The following is a 21376-nucleotide window of genomic DNA, read 5'->3' on the forward strand; positions in this document are numbered from 1 at the left end:
ATAGAAAATAAAAAGTAATATCTACAGTAAAAGAGCCTATTTATGAATTAATTAATAGACTCTTTTATTATGGTATAATAGAATATTTATTATGTAACGATATACATATATAATAAAATTTTGTTGTGAAATTACGTAAGAGTTGCATAAGAGTATTTCATCTGGAGAATATTTATGTTATAAATAAATATGAATAATGAATTTAATAGGATATATATAACGACAAATTACTAACACAATTCATTAATGGAATGAATAAGTTTACAATGGATTTATCCGATGACTACCAGTTCTAGTACTCCCTCTTTTTAAAAGTGAGAGTTAAGAGTTGGTATGTCCCTGGATAACGATTTCTAAGCTTCGGAGAAGCTAAGAAATCAGTTTATTTAAGGTATAAAAGTTTTTCAAATATAAGGAGGTGAACTTTAGTAAGTACAGTACTTATTGGTACAAACTTCTAAAGTTATTTATGTTTAAGGAACATATAGATGAAAATAAAGAGCAGATTATAAAAGATTTGATAGAATTAGTAAAAATAAGAAGTGTAGCTTCTCATAAAAAGCCTAATATGCCTTTCGGGGAAGAAGTTCACAAGAGTCTTAGGTTTGTGTTAGACAAAGCTAAAGATATGGGATTTAAAAGTCAAAGCTTTTGCGGATACTGTGGTCAAGTAGATGCTGGATGTGGTGATTATACAATTGGTGTTTTATGTCATGTAGATGTGAACGAAGAAGGAGCAGGGTGGACAAAACCCCCATTTTCAGGAGAAATTTATGATGGTAAGATATATGGACGAGGTATTGTAAAGGCAAAGGCACCTTTAATAGCTTGTCTATACGCTATGAAATTCTTAAAGGATGAAGATTTAATTCCAGAAGGAAAAAAAATTAGAATGATTGTGGGGGCAGATAAGGAGACTGGAATAAAAAGCATAAATTATTATAAGGAATATGAAGTAGCTCCAGATATAGGGTTTACCCCAGACGGTGTATTTCCTGTTATATATGGAGAAAAGGGTATAATGAATTTTGATCTTCATATGGAATTTTCAGGTGGCTTTGATGCGCCTATCAATATAGTACAAATAGTTGGAGGACAAAGTATAGATACTGTACCGTCTAAAATTAGTATTATACTTAGTTGTGAAGATATATTTAAAGATAAAATTGAAACGGAGCTAAAAAGGTTTTCAAAACTTCAAAACATAAAATATGAAACTATAAGTCAAAATAAACTTATGAATATAGAATTTATAGGTAAGGAAGCTGATAGTAACAACCCGGATAAAGGAGTAAATGCCATATCCTATGGACTTAAGTTTCTTGAGAATTTTGAGGAATTTATTGATAAAAGAGAATTTGTTCATGAATATAATAGATTAATTTCTACTTCATACAATGGAGAAAAAATAAATTGTAAATTACAAGATGAAGATTCTGGTAACTTTACTTTTAATGTGAGCACCATAAATTTAACTAGTGATAGAGTTGATATAAAGGTTAATATCAACTATCCTATATCATATGTATATAGTGATGTATTAGAATTAGTTAAAGATGGTTTTAAGTATTCTTCTCTTGAAATAAAAAATCTAAGTCACCTAAGGTCAGTTTCCTTTTCTAAGGATAGCTTTGTAGTAAAAAAACTTATGAAGGCTTATAGAGAAGTTACTGGTGATGAAGAATCACAGCCTTACGTAAGTTCAAAAGGAACCTATGCAAGAGTCTTGAGTAACCTGGTATCCTTTGGACCTATACTTCCTAAAAATAAGGGGTTAGATTATGCAGTTGATGAGTTTATTACTTTGGATGAATTTATGGATTTAGTAGAAATATATGCTATGGCTATATATGAACTATTGAAATAAAATTTAAAATTGTTGAAAGGGGTGGAGGATATTAAGAAAAAAAACATACTATTGCTTATAACTATTTTCTGGATTAGCTTTATATTTTATATGTCATCTCAACCGGCGGTGGAATCTTCAAGTTCTAGCTCTAAAATAGTAAATGTTATATTAAGTACTTTAAAATTAGATGAATCTAAGGGGGAAGTATTGACTGTGATAGTTAGGAAGGGAGCTCATTTTACAGAATATTTCATTTTGGGTGGTTTAGTTACAATCACCTGTGGAGCTTTCAATAAAAAGAAAAATAACTCTTTTATTCTATTATCTTGTATATTAGTGGCTTTAAGCGATGAGTTTTTGCAGAGTTTTATTATAGGTAGGAGCTCTGAAGTAAGAGATGTACTAATTGATTTTAGTGGTGTAGTTACATTCTTTATAGTAAATTATATGGCTACCCATATAAAAATAGTGAAAAGAGGACAATTTTATGAATAAGTTTAAATTATACCATATGTTTGTGTACATAGGATGGTTTGCTATTATATATTATTGTATTTTAAAGATATTTAACTTCCATATAGCCTTTGCAGGGTTCTGGCTAATAGTAGCTATATTGAGTTATATAACTCATTGGATTTTAAAAAATAACCTTACAGAAAATTCCTCAGGAAAAGTATTAACTGTAATTGTTTCTATAGGTCTTATATTTTTTTGTGTATTAGAAGGATTAATTATATATACTGGCACTATTGAGGATGACCGTATTACAGATTATGTTTTAGTATTAGGAGCTGGAATAAATAAGGAACAAATATCTAAATCTTTACGTTTTAGACTAGATAAAGCTATAGAATATAATAAAATCCATGATAATATACCTATTATAGTTAGTGGCGGCATGGGTAAAGATGAGGATATCACTGAAGCTCTTGCTATGAAGAGATATTTAGTAAGTAATGGAGTAGATGAGAATAATATTATAATGGAAGAAAAGTCTACTAATACCTATGAGAATTTTAAGTTTTCAAAAGTAATAATGGAGAATAAAAGTAAAGAAAAGGACAATATAAGTGTTACCTTAATAACCAATAGATTCCACATGTTTAGAGCTAAGTACATAGGAATTAATACGGGATTAAAGATATATTGTTATAGTGCTAAAAATGAAATAATTACATCATTGAATTTTTATGTGAGAGAAAGTTTTGCTTATGTAAAGGAGTTAATTTATCATTATATAAAATAAAGTTAAACAGTACTGTATGTTGATTTTATTATTGAAAAATATTAACGTAATTAATCTAATAATATGTATATTAGGATCTATAGGAGGCGATTTATATGTATATAGGAATAGATTTAGGGGGAACTAACGTAGGAATTGGTATTGTGGATAGTGATAATAAGTTAATATACAAAGATTCAATTCCTACTAAAAGGGAAAACGGATTCAATGACATTATTGAAGATATAATAGCATTGATTTCTAAGACTATAAATGTTAATAATATACCTAAATCTCATATACAGGGTATAGGAATAGGTATACCTGGAATAGTGGATCCTAAAAGCCAAATCATAATTGATTGTGTAAATCTCAGGTGGAATAATGTAGATATCAAGAGTGCTATTGAGGAGAAATTAAGTATTCCGGTTTTCGTAGGTAATGATGCTACTGTAGCTGGAGTAGCTGAATTGGTAGTTGGAGCTATGAAAGGCTATCATACGGGAGTTTTACTAACCTTAGGAACCGGTATTGGTGGAGGCATAATAATTAATGGACATGTATATGATGGGTTCCACGGAATAGGCTCTGAAATTGGGCATATGATAGTGGGAGAAAATTATTATGATTGCAATTGTGGGAGAAATGGATGTTTAGAAACCTTTTCCTCATCTACAGCTATAATAAAGCATGCAAGAAAACTGATTGAAGAAGGAAATGATTCAGCTATTATGACTGAAGTTAAAGGTAATTTAAATAGTATTGATGGAAAAGTTATATTTGACCAAGCTAAGGCAGGAGACAAGGTAGCTTGTAAAGTAATTGGTAGAATGACAAATTATTTAGCTATAGGAATTATGAATATTATTTCTATAGTAGATCCTGAAGTTTTTGTAATAGGAGGTGGTTTATCAGCTGCAGGAGAGTATTTTATTTCTATGTTAAGGGAAAAAGTATCTCAAATAACTTATTATAAAGGTATGGATGTAGGGAAAATTTTATTATCTGGCATTGGAAATGATGGTGGTATTATAGGAGCAGCTTCTCTGTGTAAATATAGATAAAAAATATATATATAATAAAAGCATTTATGGATATAAATAGTATTCCATAGGTGCTTTTAATTTCATTCACAATTTATCCATAAAATATTTCGAAAAAATCTAAAATTGAATTATATGTATAGCACATATAAAAAAAATATGAAATTTTCAAATAAAGGTTTATTTTTTTTGAAGTTTGTATTATTATATAAATAAAGACGAATAATAAATGTATTATATTATATAATGTTCGTATATATTAAAGGGGGATACGTTAAATGAATAAAATATTCACCATTTATGTTGAAAAAAAATCAGAATTTAATAAGGATGCACAAGAATTATTAAGAGAAGTTAAAAACTTATTATCAATAAATAGCATAAATGATATAAGGTTAATAAATAAATATGATATTTGTGGTATTACAAATGAAGAGTTGGAAGCAATAAAATATACGGTATTAAGTGAAAAGAATACCGATAATATATATGAGGAAAATATAGATTTAGAAGGAAGTAATTACTTTGTAGTTGAATACCATGAAGGCCAGTATGATCAAAGGGCTGATTCAGCAGCTCAATGTATTCAACTAATTACACAAAAGGAAGCTCCACAAGTTAAGACAGCGAAAGTAATAGCTTTATATGGAGAGGTTACCAAAGAAGAAATTAAAAAAATAAAGAATTATTATATAAATTCTATAGATTCTAAGGAAAGTTCACTAAAGAAAAAAGAAATTATAATGGAAGATCAACAATTGCCATCAGAGGTAGAGATAATAGATGGATTTATAAATATGAATGAAAGTGAATTGCAGAATTTTTTAAAGGAAAAAGGGTTATCTTTAAGTATTGGAGATATAGTTCTTATAAGAAATTACTTTAAAAGAGAAGATAGAAATCCTACAATTACAGAAATAAAAGTATTAGATACTTATTGGTCAGATCACTGTAGACATACTACTTTTCAAAGAGTATTAACAGATGTAGATTTTGAGGAAGGAAAGTATATAGAGCCTGTTAAAAAAGGGTTCGAAGTATATAAGAACTACAGAAGAGAAGTATATAAAGATAGAGAAAAGCCAATAACTTTGATGGATATGGCAGTTATAGCTATGAAGAAGCTAAGAAAAGATGGAAAACTTGAAAAATTAGATCAATCTGAAGAGATAAATGCATGTAGTATAGTTATCGATGTGGATGTTAATGGTAAGCTAGAAAAGTATCTTCTAATGTTTAAAAACGAAACGCATAATCATCCAACAGAAATTGAACCTTTTGGAGGCGCCTCAACTTGTCTTGGAGGAGCTATAAGAGATCCACTATCAGGTAGAAGTTATGTATTTGGAGCTATGAGAATTACTGGTTCTGGAGACCCAAGAAAAGCCATAAAGGAAACTTTAGTAGGGAAGCTTCCGCAAAGAAAGATTACGAAGGAAGCAGCAAAAGGATATAGTAGCTATGGAAATCAAATTGGACTTGCTACAGGATATGTAAGAGAAATTTATGATGAAGGGTATGTAGCTAAGAGAATGGAAGTGGGAGCAGTGCTTGGAGCAGCTCCTGCAAAAAATGTTATTAGAGAAGTACCAACTCCAGGAGATGTAGTAATATTACTTGGAGGAAGAACAGGAAGAGATGGAATTGGTGGAGCCTCAGGATCATCTAAGGAGCACAATGAAAAATCCATTGACAACTGTAGTTCAGAAGTTCAAAAGGGGAATGCACCTACAGAGAGAAAAATCCAGAGATTATTTAGAAAAAATGAAGTTACAACATTGATAAAGAGATGTAATGATTTTGGCGCTGGTGGAGTTTCTGTAGCAATTGGAGAACTTGCTGATGGAATTAAAATTAACTTAGATAAAGTTAAGAAAAAATATGAAGGTTTAGATGGAACTGAATTAGCTATATCAGAGTCACAAGAAAGAATGGCTGTAGTGGTTTCACAAAAAGATGTAAAGAAATTTATAACTCTTTGTGAGGAAGAAAATTTAGAAGCTACAGTAGTGGCAATGGTAACTGAAGAAAAATCCATGATTATTACATGGCAAGGAACAGAAATAGTTAATCTAAAGAGAGATTTCTTAGATACAAACGGTGCTAGTACTTATGGTAAGGTTCAGGTTACTGCACCCAAAGAAGAAGATAACTACTTTAACAAGAAAAATATTAAGTTATCACTAAAGGAAGCCTTTGAAGAATTGTCTAAGGACTTAAATGTGATGTCACAAAGGGGTCTTATGAATATATTTGACTCCACAATAGGAGGAAATACAGTATTAATGCCATATGGAGGAGAAACTCAAAGAACTCAAGTGGATGGGATGGTATTTAAGATACCAGTGGAAAATGGAGAGACTACTACTACAGCTTTAATGGCGCATGGTCATAATCCTAAAATTTCGAAATGGAGTCCCTTCCATGGAGCATTATATGCAGTGGTAGAGAGTATTACTAAACTAGTAGCTTTAGGTGGAGATATAAATGGAACTTACCTTTCTTTCCAAGAGTATTTTGAAAAGTTAGGAGATGACCCTAAAAAGTGGGGAAAACCATTTGCAGCATTACTTGGTGGACTATATGCACAGCACAATTTAGAAATAGCAGCAATAGGTGGCAAGGATAGTATGTCTGGAACATTTAAAGACCTAAAGGTTCCACCTACATTAATAAGTTTTGCTGTGACTACAGGAAACATAGACAATACAATAAGTAATGACTTTAAGAAAGTTGGAAGTAAAGTTATAGTTATAAATGCGCCTATAAAGGAAGATTTTACTCCAGATTTTAAAGTGTTAAATAATAACTATAGATTGGTAAGTGAACTAATAAAGTCAAGAAAAATTTTAGCAAGTGGAAGTATAAATTATGGTGGTGCTTTAGAAGCTATTTCTAAAATGTGCTTTGGAAATAATATAGGTATTGAGTTAAATGAGAAAGTATCTATGGAGCAGCTTCAAGGATTTGGGTATGGATCTATCATACTAGAAGTTAACCAGAATTTTAATATGGATAATGAAAACATAATTTATCTTGGAGATACAATAGAAGAACATGCAATAGTAAGAGTAAATGAAAAAATTAACTTAAATAAGTTAGCTAGTTCATATGAAGATGGCCTTGAAGAAATTTTCAATAAAAACTACGGAAAAGATAGAATAAATCATCTTGAAATGAAGGACGAAATTTTATTTGATAGAAGCAAAAGAGATGAAAATTTAAAAGTATCACCAATGATTAAGATTGCAAAACCTAAGGTACTTATTCCGATTTTCCCTGGAACAAACTGTGAATATGATTGTGAGAGGGCTTTCTTAAAAGCAGGAGCATTGGTTGAAACTGTTATATTTAATAATTTATCTCCTGAACATATAGGGCAATCTATATTGAATATGGAGAAAAGTATAAAAGAATCTCAAATAATTATGTTACCTGGAGGATTTTCAGCGGGAGATGAGCCAGATGGTTCAGGTAAGTTTATAAATGCCATATTTAGAAATGAAAGAGTTAATAATGCTGTTATGGAGTTATTAAACAATAGAGATGGCTTGATGCTAGGAATTTGCAATGGATTCCAAGCTCTTATAAAACTAGGACTTGTACCTTATGGAGAAATAAGAGATATTGCTGAAGATAGCCCAACTTTAACCCATAATTTAATTGGAAGTCACCAAAGTACAATGGTAAATACTAAAATAGTGAGTAATAAATCACCATGGCTTAGTGAGTGTAATGAAGGTGAAATTTATAAAGTTCCAATTTCTCATGGTGAAGGAAGATTTGTTGCTAATGAAAATGTGGTAAGAGAATTATTTAAAAATGGTCAGGTTGCAACTCAGTATGTAGATAATAGTGGTAATCCAACCTATGATATAAACTTTAATCCAAATGGATCTATATATGCAATTGAAGGAATCACAAGTATAGATGGAAGAGTATTTGGAAAGATGGCTCATAGCGAGAGAGTAGGAAATGGTGTTATTAAAAATGTATTAGGTGAACATGATATGAAAATCTTCCAGAGTGGAGTTAAGTATTTTAAATAAGATTTGTAGATGTGGAGGAGAATTAAATGAAGGTAGCAATTATATTTGGAAGTAAATCAGACACAGAGGTAATGAGAGGTGCAGCGAAATGCTTAAGAGAATTTAATATCCCTTTCCAAGCTCATGTGTTGTCAGCTCATAGGGTGCCAGAAAAATTAACAGAGGTTTTAAAAAAGTTAGAGGAAGAAGGCTGTGAAGCAATTATAGCTGGAGCAGGGTTAGCAGCTCATCTTCCAGGAGTTATAGCTTCAAAAACTATTATACCAGTAATAGGGGTTCCAATAAATGCAGCTATAAATGGCGTGGACTCTCTTTATTCAATAGTACAGATGCCAAAATCAATTCCAGTGGCTACTGTAGGAATAAATAATAGTTATAACGGTGGAATGATGGCAGTACAAATGCTTTCAGTAAAGTACCCAGAAATTAAACATAAGTTAAAGGAATATAGAAAAAATATGAAAGAAAATTTTATAAAAGAAAATGAAGCGGGGGTAGAATTATAATGGATATGAAAAATTTTATTTATGAAGGAAAAGCAAAGAGAATATTTAAAACTGAAAAGGAAGATGAAGTACTTGTTTACTACAAGGATGATGCAACAGCTTTTAATGGTGAGAAGAAGGCATCAATAGCTTCAAAGGGAATACTAAATAATACTATCAGTTCCATAATCTTTGAAATGTTAAAAGAAAAAGGAATAAAGACTCACTTTGTTGAAAAAATTAGCGATAGAGAACAAATATGTAAGAAGGTAGATATAATTCCACTAGAAGTTATAGTTAGAAATATAGCTGCTGGAAGTATGGCTAAGAGATATGGGGTTGAAGAGGGTACAGAGCTTAAGAATACAGTACTTGAAATTAGTTATAAAAATGATGATTTAGGAGACCCTTTAATGAATGACTATCATGCTATGGCCTTAGGAATAGTTACAAAAGAGGAACTAGATTATATATATGACCAAGCTTCTAAAGTAAATAAAATACTTACTGAATTTTTCTTGAATCAAGATATAAAATTAGTAGATTTTAAATTGGAATTTGGAAAACTTAATGGACAAATATTACTAGCAGATGAAGTTTCTCCAGATACATGTAGATTATGGGATCTTAAAACAGGAGAAAAGCTTGATAAAGATAGATTTAGAAGAGAGCTAGGAGATTTAGTAGAAGGATATACAAAGGTGCTTGAAAGAATTAAGTAATTAATCATTGGCAAGAGTATTATTTAGGAGGAAACAGTAATGGATTTTAAGTTTAAGGCTTCTAGTTACGATGGATATGAGTGTTATGATGAAGATAAATTTCATGATGAGTGTGGGGTATATGGTATATATAGTAAAAAGGATAATTTAGATGTGGCAAAAAGGACATACTATGGTCTTTATGCCCTTCAACATAGAGGTCAAGAAAGCGCAGGAATAGCAACTTTTGATGGAAGTGATATGAATTGCCATAAGGATATGGGTCTTGTATCTGAAATATTTAGTAAGAAAACCTTAAAGGAATTAAAGGGATATGGTGCAATTGGGCATGTAAGATATTCTACAGCAGGCGGAAGTTCATTAAAAAATGCTCAACCACTTATGGGTAAATTTAAGCTAGGAAACATTGCTATAGCTCACAATGGAAATTTAACTAATGCTGATATCATTAAAGAACTGTTAGAAGAATCAGGGTGTATGTTTCAAACATCTACTGATACTGAGGTAATTATAAACCTTATTTCTAGAGGTGCTAAGAAAGGTATACTTCAAAGTGTAATTGATTCTATGCAAGCAATAAAAGGTTCCTTTGCTATTGTAATATTAACTGAAAATGAGTTAATAGGAGTCAGAGACCCTTATGGAATTAGACCACTATGCCTTGGTAAAATAAATGAAAGTTATGTATTAGCATCAGAAAGTTGTGCACTTAATGCTACAGGTGCTGAATTTATAAGAGATGTTGAGCCTGGTGAAGTAGTTGTAATTAATGAAGAAGGTGTAAAATCCATAAAGTTTGGTGAAAAATCTAAGCTTGCCACCTGTTCTTTTGAATATATATATTTTGCAAGACCAGATAGTGTTATAGATGGAATTAGTGTTAATAATTCTAGATATAAAGCAGGAATTAAGCTTTATGAAGTGGCACCTGTGGAAGCTGATATAGTAGTTGGGGTACCAGATTCAGGAATGTCAGCTGCAATGGGATATGCAAAGGCATCAGGTATACCTATAGATATGGCACTTATTAAGAATAAGTACATTGGAAGAACTTTTATAGCCCCAACACAAGAAGAGAGAGAAGCTTCTGTAAATGTAAAGCTTAATGTGATAAAAGAAAATGTTTTTGGTAAAAGAGTGGTTTTAATAGATGATTCTATAGTACGTGGAACCACAAGTAAGAGATTGGTAACTATGCTTAAGGAAGCTGGGGCTTCAGAAGTTCATTTTAGAGTTTGCTCTCCTATGGTTAAATATCCTTGTTATTATGGTATTGATATACCTTATAGAAGTCAGCTTATAGGTGAGAAAATGAATGAAAAAGAAATAGGGGAAGTTATTGGAGCAGATAGTCTAGTCTATCTTTCAAAAGAAAACTTATTAGAATGTCTTGATAGTGACCATGGATTTTGTTGTGGATGTTTTGATGGAGAGTATCCAATATCAGCACCAGTTAAATTTTAGTAAGGAGTGATATAGAATGATAACATATAAAGATGCAGGGGTTAATATAGAAGAAGGTTATAAAGCGGTAAAACTTATGAAAGAATATACAGCAAGAACTTTAACTTCATCGGTTTTAAATGGGATTGGAAGTTTTGCTGGAATGGTAAAACTACCGGAAGGATATAAAAAACCTGTACTAGTTTCAGGTACTGATGGAGTAGGGACTAAGATTGAAATTGCAATCAAGCTTAAAAAATTTGATACAGTAGGGATAGACTGTGTAGCTATGTGTGTTAATGATATTCTATGTCATGGTGCTAAACCTTTATTTTTCCTAGATTATATTGCTTGTGGAAAATTAGATTCTCTAATAGCCAGTGATATTGTAAAAGGTGTTAGTGAAGGATGTCTACAAAGTTATGCTTCACTTATTGGAGGAGAAACAGCAGAAATGCCAGGAATGTATAATTTAGGAGATTATGATCTTGCAGGATTTGCTGTTGGTATTGTAGATGAAGATGAAATTATAGATGGAAGTAAAATTAAAGAAGGGGATGCACTTATAGGCATAACTTCTTCTGGTGTACACAGTAATGGCTATTCCCTTGTAAGAAAAGTTGTTGAGAATTATGATGAAGTCCTTGAAGGAAGAACCTTAGGAGAAATTCTATTAGAACCAACAAAGATATATGTTAAGCCAGTATTAGCACTTATGAAGAAATTTGATATCCATGGAATGTCACATATAACTGGCGGTGGATTTTATGAAAATGTACCAAGAATGTTTAAAGATAACTTTACAGCAGAGATAAAAAAGGATTCTTTCCCAAGACAACCTATATTCCAATATTTAATTAATAAAGGCGTAGACGAGTATCATATGTTTAATACATTTAACATGGGAATAGGTATGGTTCTTGCGGTAGATAGCTCAGTTAAAAATGATGTGATTAATGAACTTAAAGCTCTTGGAGAAGAAGCTTATGAAATAGGTAAAGTACAAACTGGAGGTGGAGGAGTTTGCTTAATATAGCAGTATTAGTTTCTGGTGGAGGAACTAATCTCCAGTCTATCATTGATAACATTAAAAATGGATATTTAAAAGATGTAAATATTAAGTATGTCATAAGTGATAGAGAAGGAACCTATGGAATAGAAAGAGCTAGAGCACACAATATTGATACTTTAGTCTTAGATAGAAAGATATATAAGAAAGAGCTAAGCAATAAAATTTATGAAGTATTAAATGATAAGGTGGATTTAATTGTTCTTGCGGGATATTTATCAATTATATCATCTCCTTTAGTAGATGGTTTTAAAGAGAAAATAATTAATATTCATCCTTCACTTATTCCAAGCTTTTGTGGAAAAGGAATGTATGGAATTAAAGTTCATGAAGCTGCAATAGATTATGGTGTAAAAGTTAGTGGATGTACAGTACATTTTGTAGATGAAAATACAGATACAGGAGCTATAATTATCCAGAATGTAGTAAATGTAAAATCAGATGACACTCCAGAAAAGCTACAAAAAAGAATATTAGAAGAAGAACATAAAGCTTTGCCATTAGCTATAAAGCTTATGAGTGAGCATAAGCTTTTTATAGAGGATAGAAAAGTTATTATAAAGGAGTAATGGAATTATGAAAAGAGCTTTAATAAGTGTTTATGATAAGAATGGAATTGTAGAGTTTACAAAATTCTTAGTAGAGCATGGGATAGAAGTTATATCTACTGGTGGTACCTATAGTCTTTTAAAGAAAAATAACATAGAAGTTAAAGAAGTAGCAGAAGTTACAAAGGCAGCAGAAATGTTAGATGGAAGAGTAAAAACACTACACCCTGTAGTTCATGGAGGTATCCTTGCTATTAGAGATAATGAGGAGCACATGAAGACTTTAAAAGAAAGAGAAATAGATACTATAGATTTAGTTTGTGTTAATCTATATCCTTTCTTTGAAAAAGCTAATGAGGGATTAACCTTTGAAGAAACAGTAGAATTTATAGATATAGGTGGTCCAACAATGCTTAGAAGTGCTGCTAAAAACTTTAAAGATGTGGTAGTAATAAGTGATGTAGAAGATTATAAAATAGTTATGGAGGAAATGAAGGAAAGTGGAGAAGTTTCCTTTGAAACTCGTAAATATCTTGCTATGAAGGTATTTAACTTAACCACAGCCTATGATAGTGCAATATGTGAATACTTATTAAACCACATGGAGAATAAGGATAAGCATTCAAATAAGTATTTATCCTTATCTTATGAAAAAATGGAAGATTTAAGATATGGAGAAAATCCTCATCAAGAAGCGTCTGTATTTACTAACACAAATAAAACTGGAATGCTTAATAATATTGTAATATTAAATGGTAAGGCACTTTCTTACAATAATATAAAGGATATGGATATAGCTTGGAAAGTAGTAAATGAATTTGAAGAAATTACCTGTTGTGCTTTAAAACATAATACACCATGCGGAGTTGCGGTGGGTGATTCTGCTTTAGATGCTTATAGTAAAGCATATAGTTGTGATAATGTTTCAATTTTTGGAGGTATAGTAGCTATTAATACTAAAGTAACTAAAGAGGCAGCAGAAGAAATGAAAAAAACTTTCTTAGAAATTGTTATTGCGCCTGAGTTCGAAGAAGAAGCTTTAGAAGTACTTAAAACAAAGAAAAATCTAAGAGTTATAAAATGTATGAGTAAACCAAGTGATAAAAAAGAAGTTGTTTCTGTAGATGGAGGTATATTAGTACAAGATGTAGATAGAAAGCTTTATGAGGAATTAAAAGTAGTTACAGAAGCAAACCCTTCAAAGGAACATATGAGTGATATGATATTTGGAATGAAGGTTTGTAAATATGTAAAGTCCAATGCTATAGTAGTAGTTAAGGATGGTATGGCCAAGGGAATAGCTGGTGGACAAGTTAATAGAATTTGGGCTACAACTCAAGCTATAGATAGAGCTGGAGATGGAGTAATCCTTGCTTCTGATGGGTTCTTCCCATTTAGAGATTGTGTAGATGAAGCTAGTAAACATAATATAAAAGGAATAATTCAGCCAGGTGGATCTATGAGAGACAATGAGAGTATTGAGGCATGCAATGAGTATGGCATACCTATGATTTTATCAGGAATGAGACATTTTAAACATTAGTATCCTATAAGTTAAACTGGAGGTGATTTTATGAAAATTTTAGTCATAGGAAATGGTGGAAGAGAACATGCTATAGCATGGAAGCTCGGTGAGAGTGATAAGGTTTCAAAGATATATTGTGCTCCAGGAAATGGTGGTACTTCTATGGAACATAAATGTGAAAATATTAATTTAACAGATAATGATAAACTTCTAAACTTTGCTTTAGAAAACTCTATAGATTTAACTGTAGTTGGACCAGAAGTATACCTATGTAATGGTATAGTAGATTTATTTAAAAGTCACAATCTAAAAATATTTGGACCTAGTAAGAAAGCAGCAACTCTTGAAGGAAGCAAAACCTTTGCTAAGGAATTTATGAAAAAATATGGAGTTAAAACTGCAGCTTATGAAGCTTTTAGAGATTCAAAGAAGGCTTTAGAGTATTTGGAAAAGGCTGAATATCCAATAGTTATAAAAGCTGATGGACTTGCTGCAGGTAAGGGCGTTGTTATAGCTGAAACTAAGGAAGAAGGAATTTTAGCCATTAATGATTTCATGGTTAATGATACTTTTGGAGGAGCAGGTAAGGAAATTATAATTGAAGAATTCTTACCAGGTGTAGAAGCTTCAATATTAAGTATTACGGATGGAAATACTATAATTCCATTTATATCATCTAAGGATCATAAAACTATATTTGAGGATAATAAGGGACCTAATACAGGTGGAATGGGAACTGTGGCTCCAAACCCATACTGTAATGAAAGTGTTTTAAAAGCCTTTAAAGAGGATATTTTAAAGCCAACGCTTAAGGGGATACAGGAAGAAAATCTAGACTATATAGGAATAATATTCTTTGGATTGATGATTTGCGAAAAAGGAGTATATCTTTTAGAGTATAATGTTAGAATGGGTGATCCAGAAACACAGGTGGTGTTACCTCTTATGGAGAGTTATTTTATTGATATAATTGAAGCTGCAATAGAAGGAAAACTTAGTGATGATATAGTTAAGTTTAAAAATAAGACAGCTTGTTGTGTTATAGGCTCTTCGAAAGGATATCCGGGGAGATATGAAAAAGGTGAGTTAATTACAGGTGTTGATAGTTGTAGTGAAAAGGTATTTATTGCTGGAGCTGATTCCATATATAATAAATTAATTACTAATGGTGGTAGAGTTTTAGGAGTTACAGCTCTTGGAGATAATCTAGAAGAGGCAAGAGAAAAGGCTTATAAAGGGATATTACAAGTAAATTTTAATGGAATGTATTATAGAAAAGATATAGGTAAATAAATACTGAAATAAGAAAATGCTAAGGAGGTGGAATATAGCTACTCCTTAGCATTTTTATTTATATACTCACTATATTATATATTTATAGGCTTTGTGAAAATTTCAGAAAATGGTTTTCATAAGTAAATCTACATTTATTTAAAATCTAGTTTATAGAGTAGTCTTGATTAAAGAAAAGAGAAAAGAGAAAAGGGTATAATTTTATTAATTTAAGGTATATGAAGTAACTTTAAATCCTATAATATACAGTGAGGAAGTTCTTACGAATTTATTACAATATGTTTTTTATGTTGAAATAAATTCGTACATAATGTATTATAATCAATGTGTATATTTATGTGTTAAAAAATATATACCAAAATATGTAAAAAGTATTAACAAAATTAGTAAAAATGTGTAAGATATATATAGAGGATTTTAAGAACACATTATTATGTAAAACTATAAAATAATTTCCATGATGATAATAACATATTATATATGGAAGAATAGAAAAATAAAGGTGAAGATTATGTTTAATTTAATATTATTAATTATTATGTCTCCATATACTGCATTATTTACCGGAGTATATACTACTTATAGAGTTATAAAGATGAGAGAGGAAATACAGAAAAATAGTTGGAATATGGGATTGGTTCTTTTGTTTCTTTGGTCTCTATTAGCTGGACTTCTTAATAAAAGTATTATGTCTGCCGCTGTTTCAATAGTTTTTTTCTTATATTTTACTATAAGTGTAGTATTACAAAACTATTGCAAGACAGAAGAAAAATTGGAAATAATATGTAATTATTTAATTAAGTTTTCAATTTTTTCGGGAATTGTTGGAATTATAGAAAAGGTTACTTTTGCATATTTCCCAATGGAACTGTGGAAAAAATTTTTAGGTGTACCATTGGAGGTTTCAACTAATCATAGAATTTTTAGTACTTTTGGAAATCCGAACATAGCTGGAGATTGGTTTGCTATTATGATGATAATGGCCATATACTATGCTTCTAATAGTAAAAGTGTTAAGGTGAAGTTGGCATATTATAGTGCTACAGCTCTATTTTTAATAAATCTTTGTTTAACTGGCTCAAGAGGGGTTTTTATTGGATTAATATTTGGATTAGTTTCCCTATTACTATTGAAAGTAAAAAGAAATAAGAGTGATATAATAATTGTTATATCTATTTTATTAGTTATAGGTATAGTAGGTTTTACTCCTCCAAAAGTATCTGATATTTCTCAAGAGATTACTGGTCATCAGATGGAGAGGTCTTTTGACACTAGAGAAGAAATATGGTTAGGATCTTTAAAGATGATAGATGAGAAACCATTGATTGGTTGGGGAATGTTAGGAACTATAGAGCATGGTAATGAATATTCAAGATATAGTTCTGTTATTAATCATTCTCATAATATATGGCTATCATTATTAACTTCTTTAGGAGTAATCGGACTTTTAATTTACTTATATATAAGAGCAAATATCTATAAAGATTTAATATATCTTTATAAATCTGGATATAGTAGTGTAGCTTTACTTATGGCAATACAGGTAGTTGTTTTAGTTCATGGAGTAATTGATTTTACAATAATAACTCCTCAAATAGGAATACTATTTATTGGATCATCATCTATAGTCACGGCTCTAGCAAAAGAAAGTGTTAGTGTGTTTTCAAAAAGAAGAAGTATAGCTGTATAGTTATTAAGTTTTGTAAAAGCTTTTATGAAGAAGTTTATTCTCATAAAAGCTTTTTTTATATATTAGAGCTTAAGTAAAGGCTAAGTACAGGATTTTCATTTATTAAAATTATATATGTAATTAGTATAATAGATTAATTTATATTGTTGTATTAATATTACCAATAAGTATTATTATACTTATCAATAATTAGTATTGGTAAATTGCTATATAAAGCAATAAAATGAAATTAAGAAATTTATAACAAGGTTTTAATAGGGGGCATTACATTATGAATCTAAAGTATTTAAAAGAGCTGGAACAGCCTATTAGAGAAAAGTTGATGAGAGAAGAGTTGGGGGAAGAAAAGTGCAAAATAATTGATAAATTCAATTTACATCCCAATGAAAACTTATATTGGGAAAGAGTAGAGCCAAAATACCCTAATCAAGAATATTTTAGTCATAAGCTAGCCACGAAGAGTACGCCTATAGGGATAATATTTCATATAAATAGATTATGTTATGCAAAAACTAAATATTTTGAACAGAATTGGGATAAATTTGTTCCATGTATATATAGTTATATAAATAATTTTGTAGAAACGGAAATCTATAATATGGAGTATATCAAACATAAAAGTACAGGTATAATTCTAGATTTGCGAGAACTTGCAAAAATTCATTGGATAGATGATTTCAGAGCCATATGTACTTACTTAGAGGAGAAAGAGATAGAAATGCAATCCTAATAGAAAAATTAAATTTATAAGAGCTTAGTTATCATCTGATAATTAAGCTCTATTTTTAGTGCGCCCAGCATGGGCGTAATCTTAAGGGTGAAAGTCCCTAACACGACCTAGTAGTGGTAAGTGTATAGCTTAAGACAAGGGTGTCCACCGTGAGATGGAATCTGAAGGAAGTCGGCGGCAAATCTCTGGTCTGACGAACAGAAACCACATGTAAGGCAGTACCTATGGGTAAAATTGCTAGTCAAACTAAAGCCCAATAACTACTCGAAAATAGGTAATGTAAATGTGGCAGATAGATGGAGAGAAAGATTACGTTCTTACCTGGGGAGGTCTTAGATATACATTGTGGAAATGAATTTTGAAGCAATAACCTATGTAGTGATACATAGCTGAAGTCTAAGAAGTCAGCAGAGGTCATAGTACTCTCGCTAATCGCGAAAGCGAGTGGAAGGACTGAACGATAGGAGGTTTTGAAACTTTGAAGAACACAAAGAAATGTGATGAAAGCAGACAACTTCATAGAGAAGGTTACCTACAGAAGGATAGAGTGGAACTCGAAGAGTATGTAGGAGCGCCTAGCATTTCATTGACGTTAGAAAAGCGACAAGACGCCGAAATTAAATACTCCAATGGATTGCTAGAGAAGATTATAGATAGAAACAATCTAAATCAAGCCTTTAAAAGAGTTAAAGCTAACAAAGGAAGTCATGGTATTGATGGTATGAAAGTAGATGAACTTCTACAATACTTAAAAGAAAATGGCGATAGCCTTAGGCAATCTATATTGGATGGTAGCTATAAACCAAATCCAGTTAGACGTGTAGAAATTCCAAAATCAGATGGTAAGAAGCGTCCACTGGGAATTCCAACGATAGTTGACCGAGTGATACAACAAGCCATTGCTCAAGTGCTAATCCCAATATTTGAAGAGAAGTTTTCTGAGAATAGTTATGGATTTAGACCAAATAGAAGCGCTCATCAAGCAATTCTAAAATGTAAACAGTACATGGATAATGGATATAAGTGGGCTGTTGATATAGATTTAGAGAAATACTTTGATACTGTAAACCATGATAAGCTAATAGGCTTAGTTTATAAAGAGGTTAAAGATATTAGGGTAATTTCTCTAATAAGAAAATATCTACAAGCAGGTGTGATGATGAACGGAGCAGTAAATACTACGAAAAAAAGGCGTACCTCAAGGAGGTAATTTATCTCCATTGCTTAGCAATATCATGTTAAATGAACTTGATAAAGAACTAGCAAAACGAGGATTAAATTTCTGTAGATATGCTGATGATTGTAATATATATGTTAAATCAAAGAAGGCTGCAGAAAGAGTAATGCATAGTATCACAAAATTCATAGAAGAGGATTTGAAACTCAAAGTGAATAAGGACAAAAGTAAGGTCGATAGACCGTGGAAGTTAAAGTATTTAGGATTCTCATTTTATAACAAGAAAAATGAGATGGGAATAAGGGTACACAGTAAATCCATTGAGAAATTAAAAGCTACGCTTAAGAAAATTACTGGGCGAAGCAATGCAATGAGCATGGAATATCGTGCAGTAAAATTAAGACAAATAATAATTGGTTGGATTAATTACTTTAAGTTAGCAGATATGAAAAGTACTCTTATAAGTCTAGATGAATGGCTAAGACGAAGGCTGCGCCTATGCTATTGGAAGCAATGGAAGAAAATTAAAACAAAACATGATAATCTAGTTAAATTAGGATTAGATAGCTTCAAAGCGTGGGAATATGCAAACACAAGAAAAGGCTATTGGAGAATCTCCAACAGCCCTATTTTAGCAAGAACATTATCTAACAATTACCTAAAAGAACAAGGGTTTATAACATTAACTGAAAGTTATTTAAGATATAGGTAATTCTATTGAACCGCCGTGTACCGAACGGTACGCACGGTGGTGTGAGAGGACGGAAAATAAAATAATTATTTTCCTCCTACTCGATTAAAGGACTATAAAAGAAGAAATATTTAGGTTAATATATTAAATAGATAAGCAAATATATTTAATAGTATATTATTATCTTGAAGGGAGAGATAAATATAATAAATATAGATTGGAAGCCGGATAAAAACATAAATAAGCCTCTATATATTCAAATTGTAGAGTACTTTAAGGAGAAAATAAATGGAGGAGAATGGCAAGTCGGATTCATGATTCCTACGCAACGAGAATTAGCTAAAATTTTTAATGTAAATAGAAGTACTATTGTTTCAGCTATAGATGAGTTAAAGGCAGAAGGAATCTTAGAGGGTAAGGGAAAGGGTGGAACTAAAATAGTAAATAATGTATCACCTTTATTATCTAATATACAACCAGATTGGAAGTCCTATATTGATGAAGGCATTCATATCCCTAATGTTAAGACTATTAAGAAAATCAATACCCTTGAGTTTAGAGAAGATTATATACGATTGAGCACTGGAGAACCATCATCAGAATTATTTCCAAAAGAAGATATGAAAATAATATTAAATGAAGTAGCGAGGGATATGGATAATTTAGGATATGAAAGTCCCAGTGGAACTATGTATCTTAGGCAGCAAGTAAGTAATTATTTAAAGACAATTGGCATATATGCATCACCAGGTTCTATACTTATTGTTTCTGGAGCTTTGCAAGCAATGCAGCTAATTTCTATGGGATTATTGCAAAAGGGTTCTACTGTATTGTTAGAAAATCCTTCTTATATGTACTCACTTCAAATATTTCAGTCATTAGATATGAGAAGAAGTGGGATACCTATGGATAATGAAGGAGTTATGGCTAATTTAATTCCAGATTACATAAAAAAACATGTTCCATCTATACTATATACTATACCAAATTTTCAAAATCCTACTTCTATAGTCATGTCAGAAAAAAGAAGAAAAGAGTTGATAAAGGTTTGTCAGAAAGAGAAGTTACCTATTATTGAAGATGATGTATATAGGGAGCTTTGGATTGACGCTCCACCACCGGACCCTATTAAGAGTATAGATACTAATGGATTGGTATTATATGTAGGGAGTGTATCAAAGACATTATGTCCAGGATTAAGAATTGGGTGGATTGTGGGACCAGAACCAGTAATTGAACGATTAGGTGATATAAAGATGCAAACTGATTATGGTTCTAGCTCTTTATCACAACTTACTGTGGGTAAGTGGCTAGAAACGGGGTTGTATGAAAATCATTTAAAAGAGATAAGAAGTCAATTAACTATAAGAAGAGATGTAACAATAAATGCTTTAAATAGATACTTCAAGGATATAGCTACTTGGGAAATACCCTCAGGGGGTTATTATGTTTGGATTACTTTAAAGTATAAAATAGGTATGTATAAGCTTTTTGATGAAGCATGTAAAATGGGAATTTTATTGTATCCTGGATATATATATGATGCTAATTTTAATAATTCTTTGAGAATATCTTTTTCCTATGCACCTATAGAAGAGCTAGAGGAAGGTTTATTAAAACTGTCATTACTTATTAAAGAATTGGTTAGAAGGTAAGAACTCTGTTTAGAGCGATTAAGCAATCAACTAAATTTAGAATTATATTTGTTTTTAATTACTCATAACATAATTATATGGTTGTGTTATGAGTAGTTTTTGGTTGGGTTTATTTTAATTAATATGGATGGAGAAGTATTGAGTGAATTTTCTTATAATATAAACAAGATAGCAGCTGTTAA

Annotated in this window: 15 protein-coding genes and 1 pseudogene; all 16 read left to right on the forward strand. The window is 31.0% G+C overall.

Annotated features, from left to right (window positions below):
• The first annotated feature begins 469 nt into the window (after positions 1–469).
• The 16 genes and pseudogenes from B2P65_RS12640 to B2P65_RS12720 all read left to right on the forward strand — a co-directional run bounded on the left by B2P65_RS12640 (position 470) and on the right by B2P65_RS12720 (position 21194).
• Positions 470–1867 carry a Sapep family Mn(2+)-dependent dipeptidase gene (locus tag B2P65_RS12640; RefSeq protein ID WP_346880245.1) on the forward strand — a complete coding sequence of 466 codons (1398 nt, stop codon included), beginning with the start codon at positions 470–472 and terminating at the stop codon, positions 1865–1867.
• Between the two features lie 21 nt (positions 1868–1888).
• Positions 1889–2344, forward strand: coding sequence for a VanZ family protein (locus B2P65_RS12645; RefSeq protein ID WP_346877468.1), 456 nt, complete (start codon positions 1889–1891; stop codon positions 2342–2344).
• Positions 2337–3095 (forward strand): YdcF family protein, encoded by a 759-nt coding sequence (locus tag B2P65_RS12650; protein WP_346848060.1) that lies wholly within the window; start codon positions 2337–2339, stop codon positions 3093–3095. The genes B2P65_RS12645 and B2P65_RS12650 overlap by 8 nt, the downstream gene beginning before the upstream one ends.
• Before the next feature lie 95 nt (positions 3096–3190).
• Positions 3191–4138, forward strand: coding sequence for an ROK family protein (locus B2P65_RS12655; RefSeq protein ID WP_346848061.1), 948 nt, complete (start codon positions 3191–3193; stop codon positions 4136–4138).
• 257 nt (positions 4139–4395) lie between these two features.
• Complete coding sequence (locus B2P65_RS12660; protein ID WP_346880246.1) at positions 4396–8166, forward strand: phosphoribosylformylglycinamidine synthase; 3771 nt, start codon at positions 4396–4398, stop codon at positions 8164–8166.
• 26 nt (positions 8167–8192) lie between these two features.
• On the forward strand, positions 8193–8672 hold the full coding sequence (purE, locus tag B2P65_RS12665) for a 5-(carboxyamino)imidazole ribonucleotide mutase (RefSeq protein WP_346880247.1): 480 nt from the start codon (positions 8193–8195) through the stop codon (positions 8670–8672).
• Positions 8672–9373, forward strand: coding sequence for a phosphoribosylaminoimidazolesuccinocarboxamide synthase (gene purC, locus B2P65_RS12670; protein WP_035132920.1), 702 nt, complete (start codon positions 8672–8674; stop codon positions 9371–9373). Before purE ends, purC begins: the two co-directional genes overlap by 1 nt.
• A 39-nt stretch (positions 9374–9412) precedes the next feature.
• Positions 9413–10837: an amidophosphoribosyltransferase gene (gene purF, locus B2P65_RS12675; protein ID WP_035132922.1), complete on the forward strand. Its 1425-nt coding sequence runs from the start codon at positions 9413–9415 to the stop codon at positions 10835–10837.
• A 16-nt stretch (positions 10838–10853) separates the two neighbouring features.
• A complete protein-coding gene (gene purM, locus B2P65_RS12680) occupies positions 10854–11852 on the forward strand; it encodes a phosphoribosylformylglycinamidine cyclo-ligase (protein WP_346880248.1) in 999 nt (332 codons plus the stop codon).
• On the forward strand, positions 11840–12454 hold the full coding sequence (purN, locus tag B2P65_RS12685) for a phosphoribosylglycinamide formyltransferase (RefSeq protein ID WP_346880249.1): 615 nt from the start codon (positions 11840–11842) through the stop codon (positions 12452–12454). Before purM ends, purN begins: the two co-directional genes overlap by 13 nt.
• Positions 12455–12458: 4 nt before the next feature.
• A complete protein-coding gene (gene purH, locus B2P65_RS12690; RefSeq protein ID WP_346848219.1) occupies positions 12459–13976 on the forward strand; it encodes a bifunctional phosphoribosylaminoimidazolecarboxamide formyltransferase/IMP cyclohydrolase in 1518 nt (505 codons plus the stop codon).
• Positions 13977–14006: 30 nt separating this feature from the next.
• Positions 14007–15251 (forward strand): phosphoribosylamine--glycine ligase, encoded by a 1245-nt coding sequence (purD, locus tag B2P65_RS12695; RefSeq protein ID WP_346848067.1) that lies wholly within the window; start codon positions 14007–14009, stop codon positions 15249–15251.
• Between the two features lie 511 nt (positions 15252–15762).
• Positions 15763–16941, forward strand: coding sequence for an O-antigen ligase family protein (locus tag B2P65_RS12700; protein WP_346848068.1), 1179 nt, complete (start codon positions 15763–15765; stop codon positions 16939–16941).
• Between the two features lie 271 nt (positions 16942–17212).
• On the forward strand, positions 17213–17671 hold the full coding sequence (locus B2P65_RS12705) for a hypothetical protein (RefSeq protein ID WP_346848069.1): 459 nt from the start codon (positions 17213–17215) through the stop codon (positions 17669–17671).
• 478 nt (positions 17672–18149) lie between these two features.
• A pseudogene (gene ltrA, locus B2P65_RS18085) lies at positions 18150–19560 on the forward strand (group II intron reverse transcriptase/maturase).
• A gap of 164 nt (positions 19561–19724) precedes the next feature.
• Positions 19725–21194, forward strand: coding sequence for a PLP-dependent aminotransferase family protein (locus tag B2P65_RS12720; protein WP_346848070.1), 1470 nt, complete (start codon positions 19725–19727; stop codon positions 21192–21194).
• The last annotated feature ends 182 nt before the right edge of the window (positions 21195–21376 follow it).

Source organism: Clostridium sp. UBA3061 (assembly GCF_002367465.1).
Taxonomy (GTDB): Bacteria; Bacillota; Clostridia; order Clostridiales; family Clostridiaceae; genus Clostridium_J; species Clostridium_J sulfidigenes.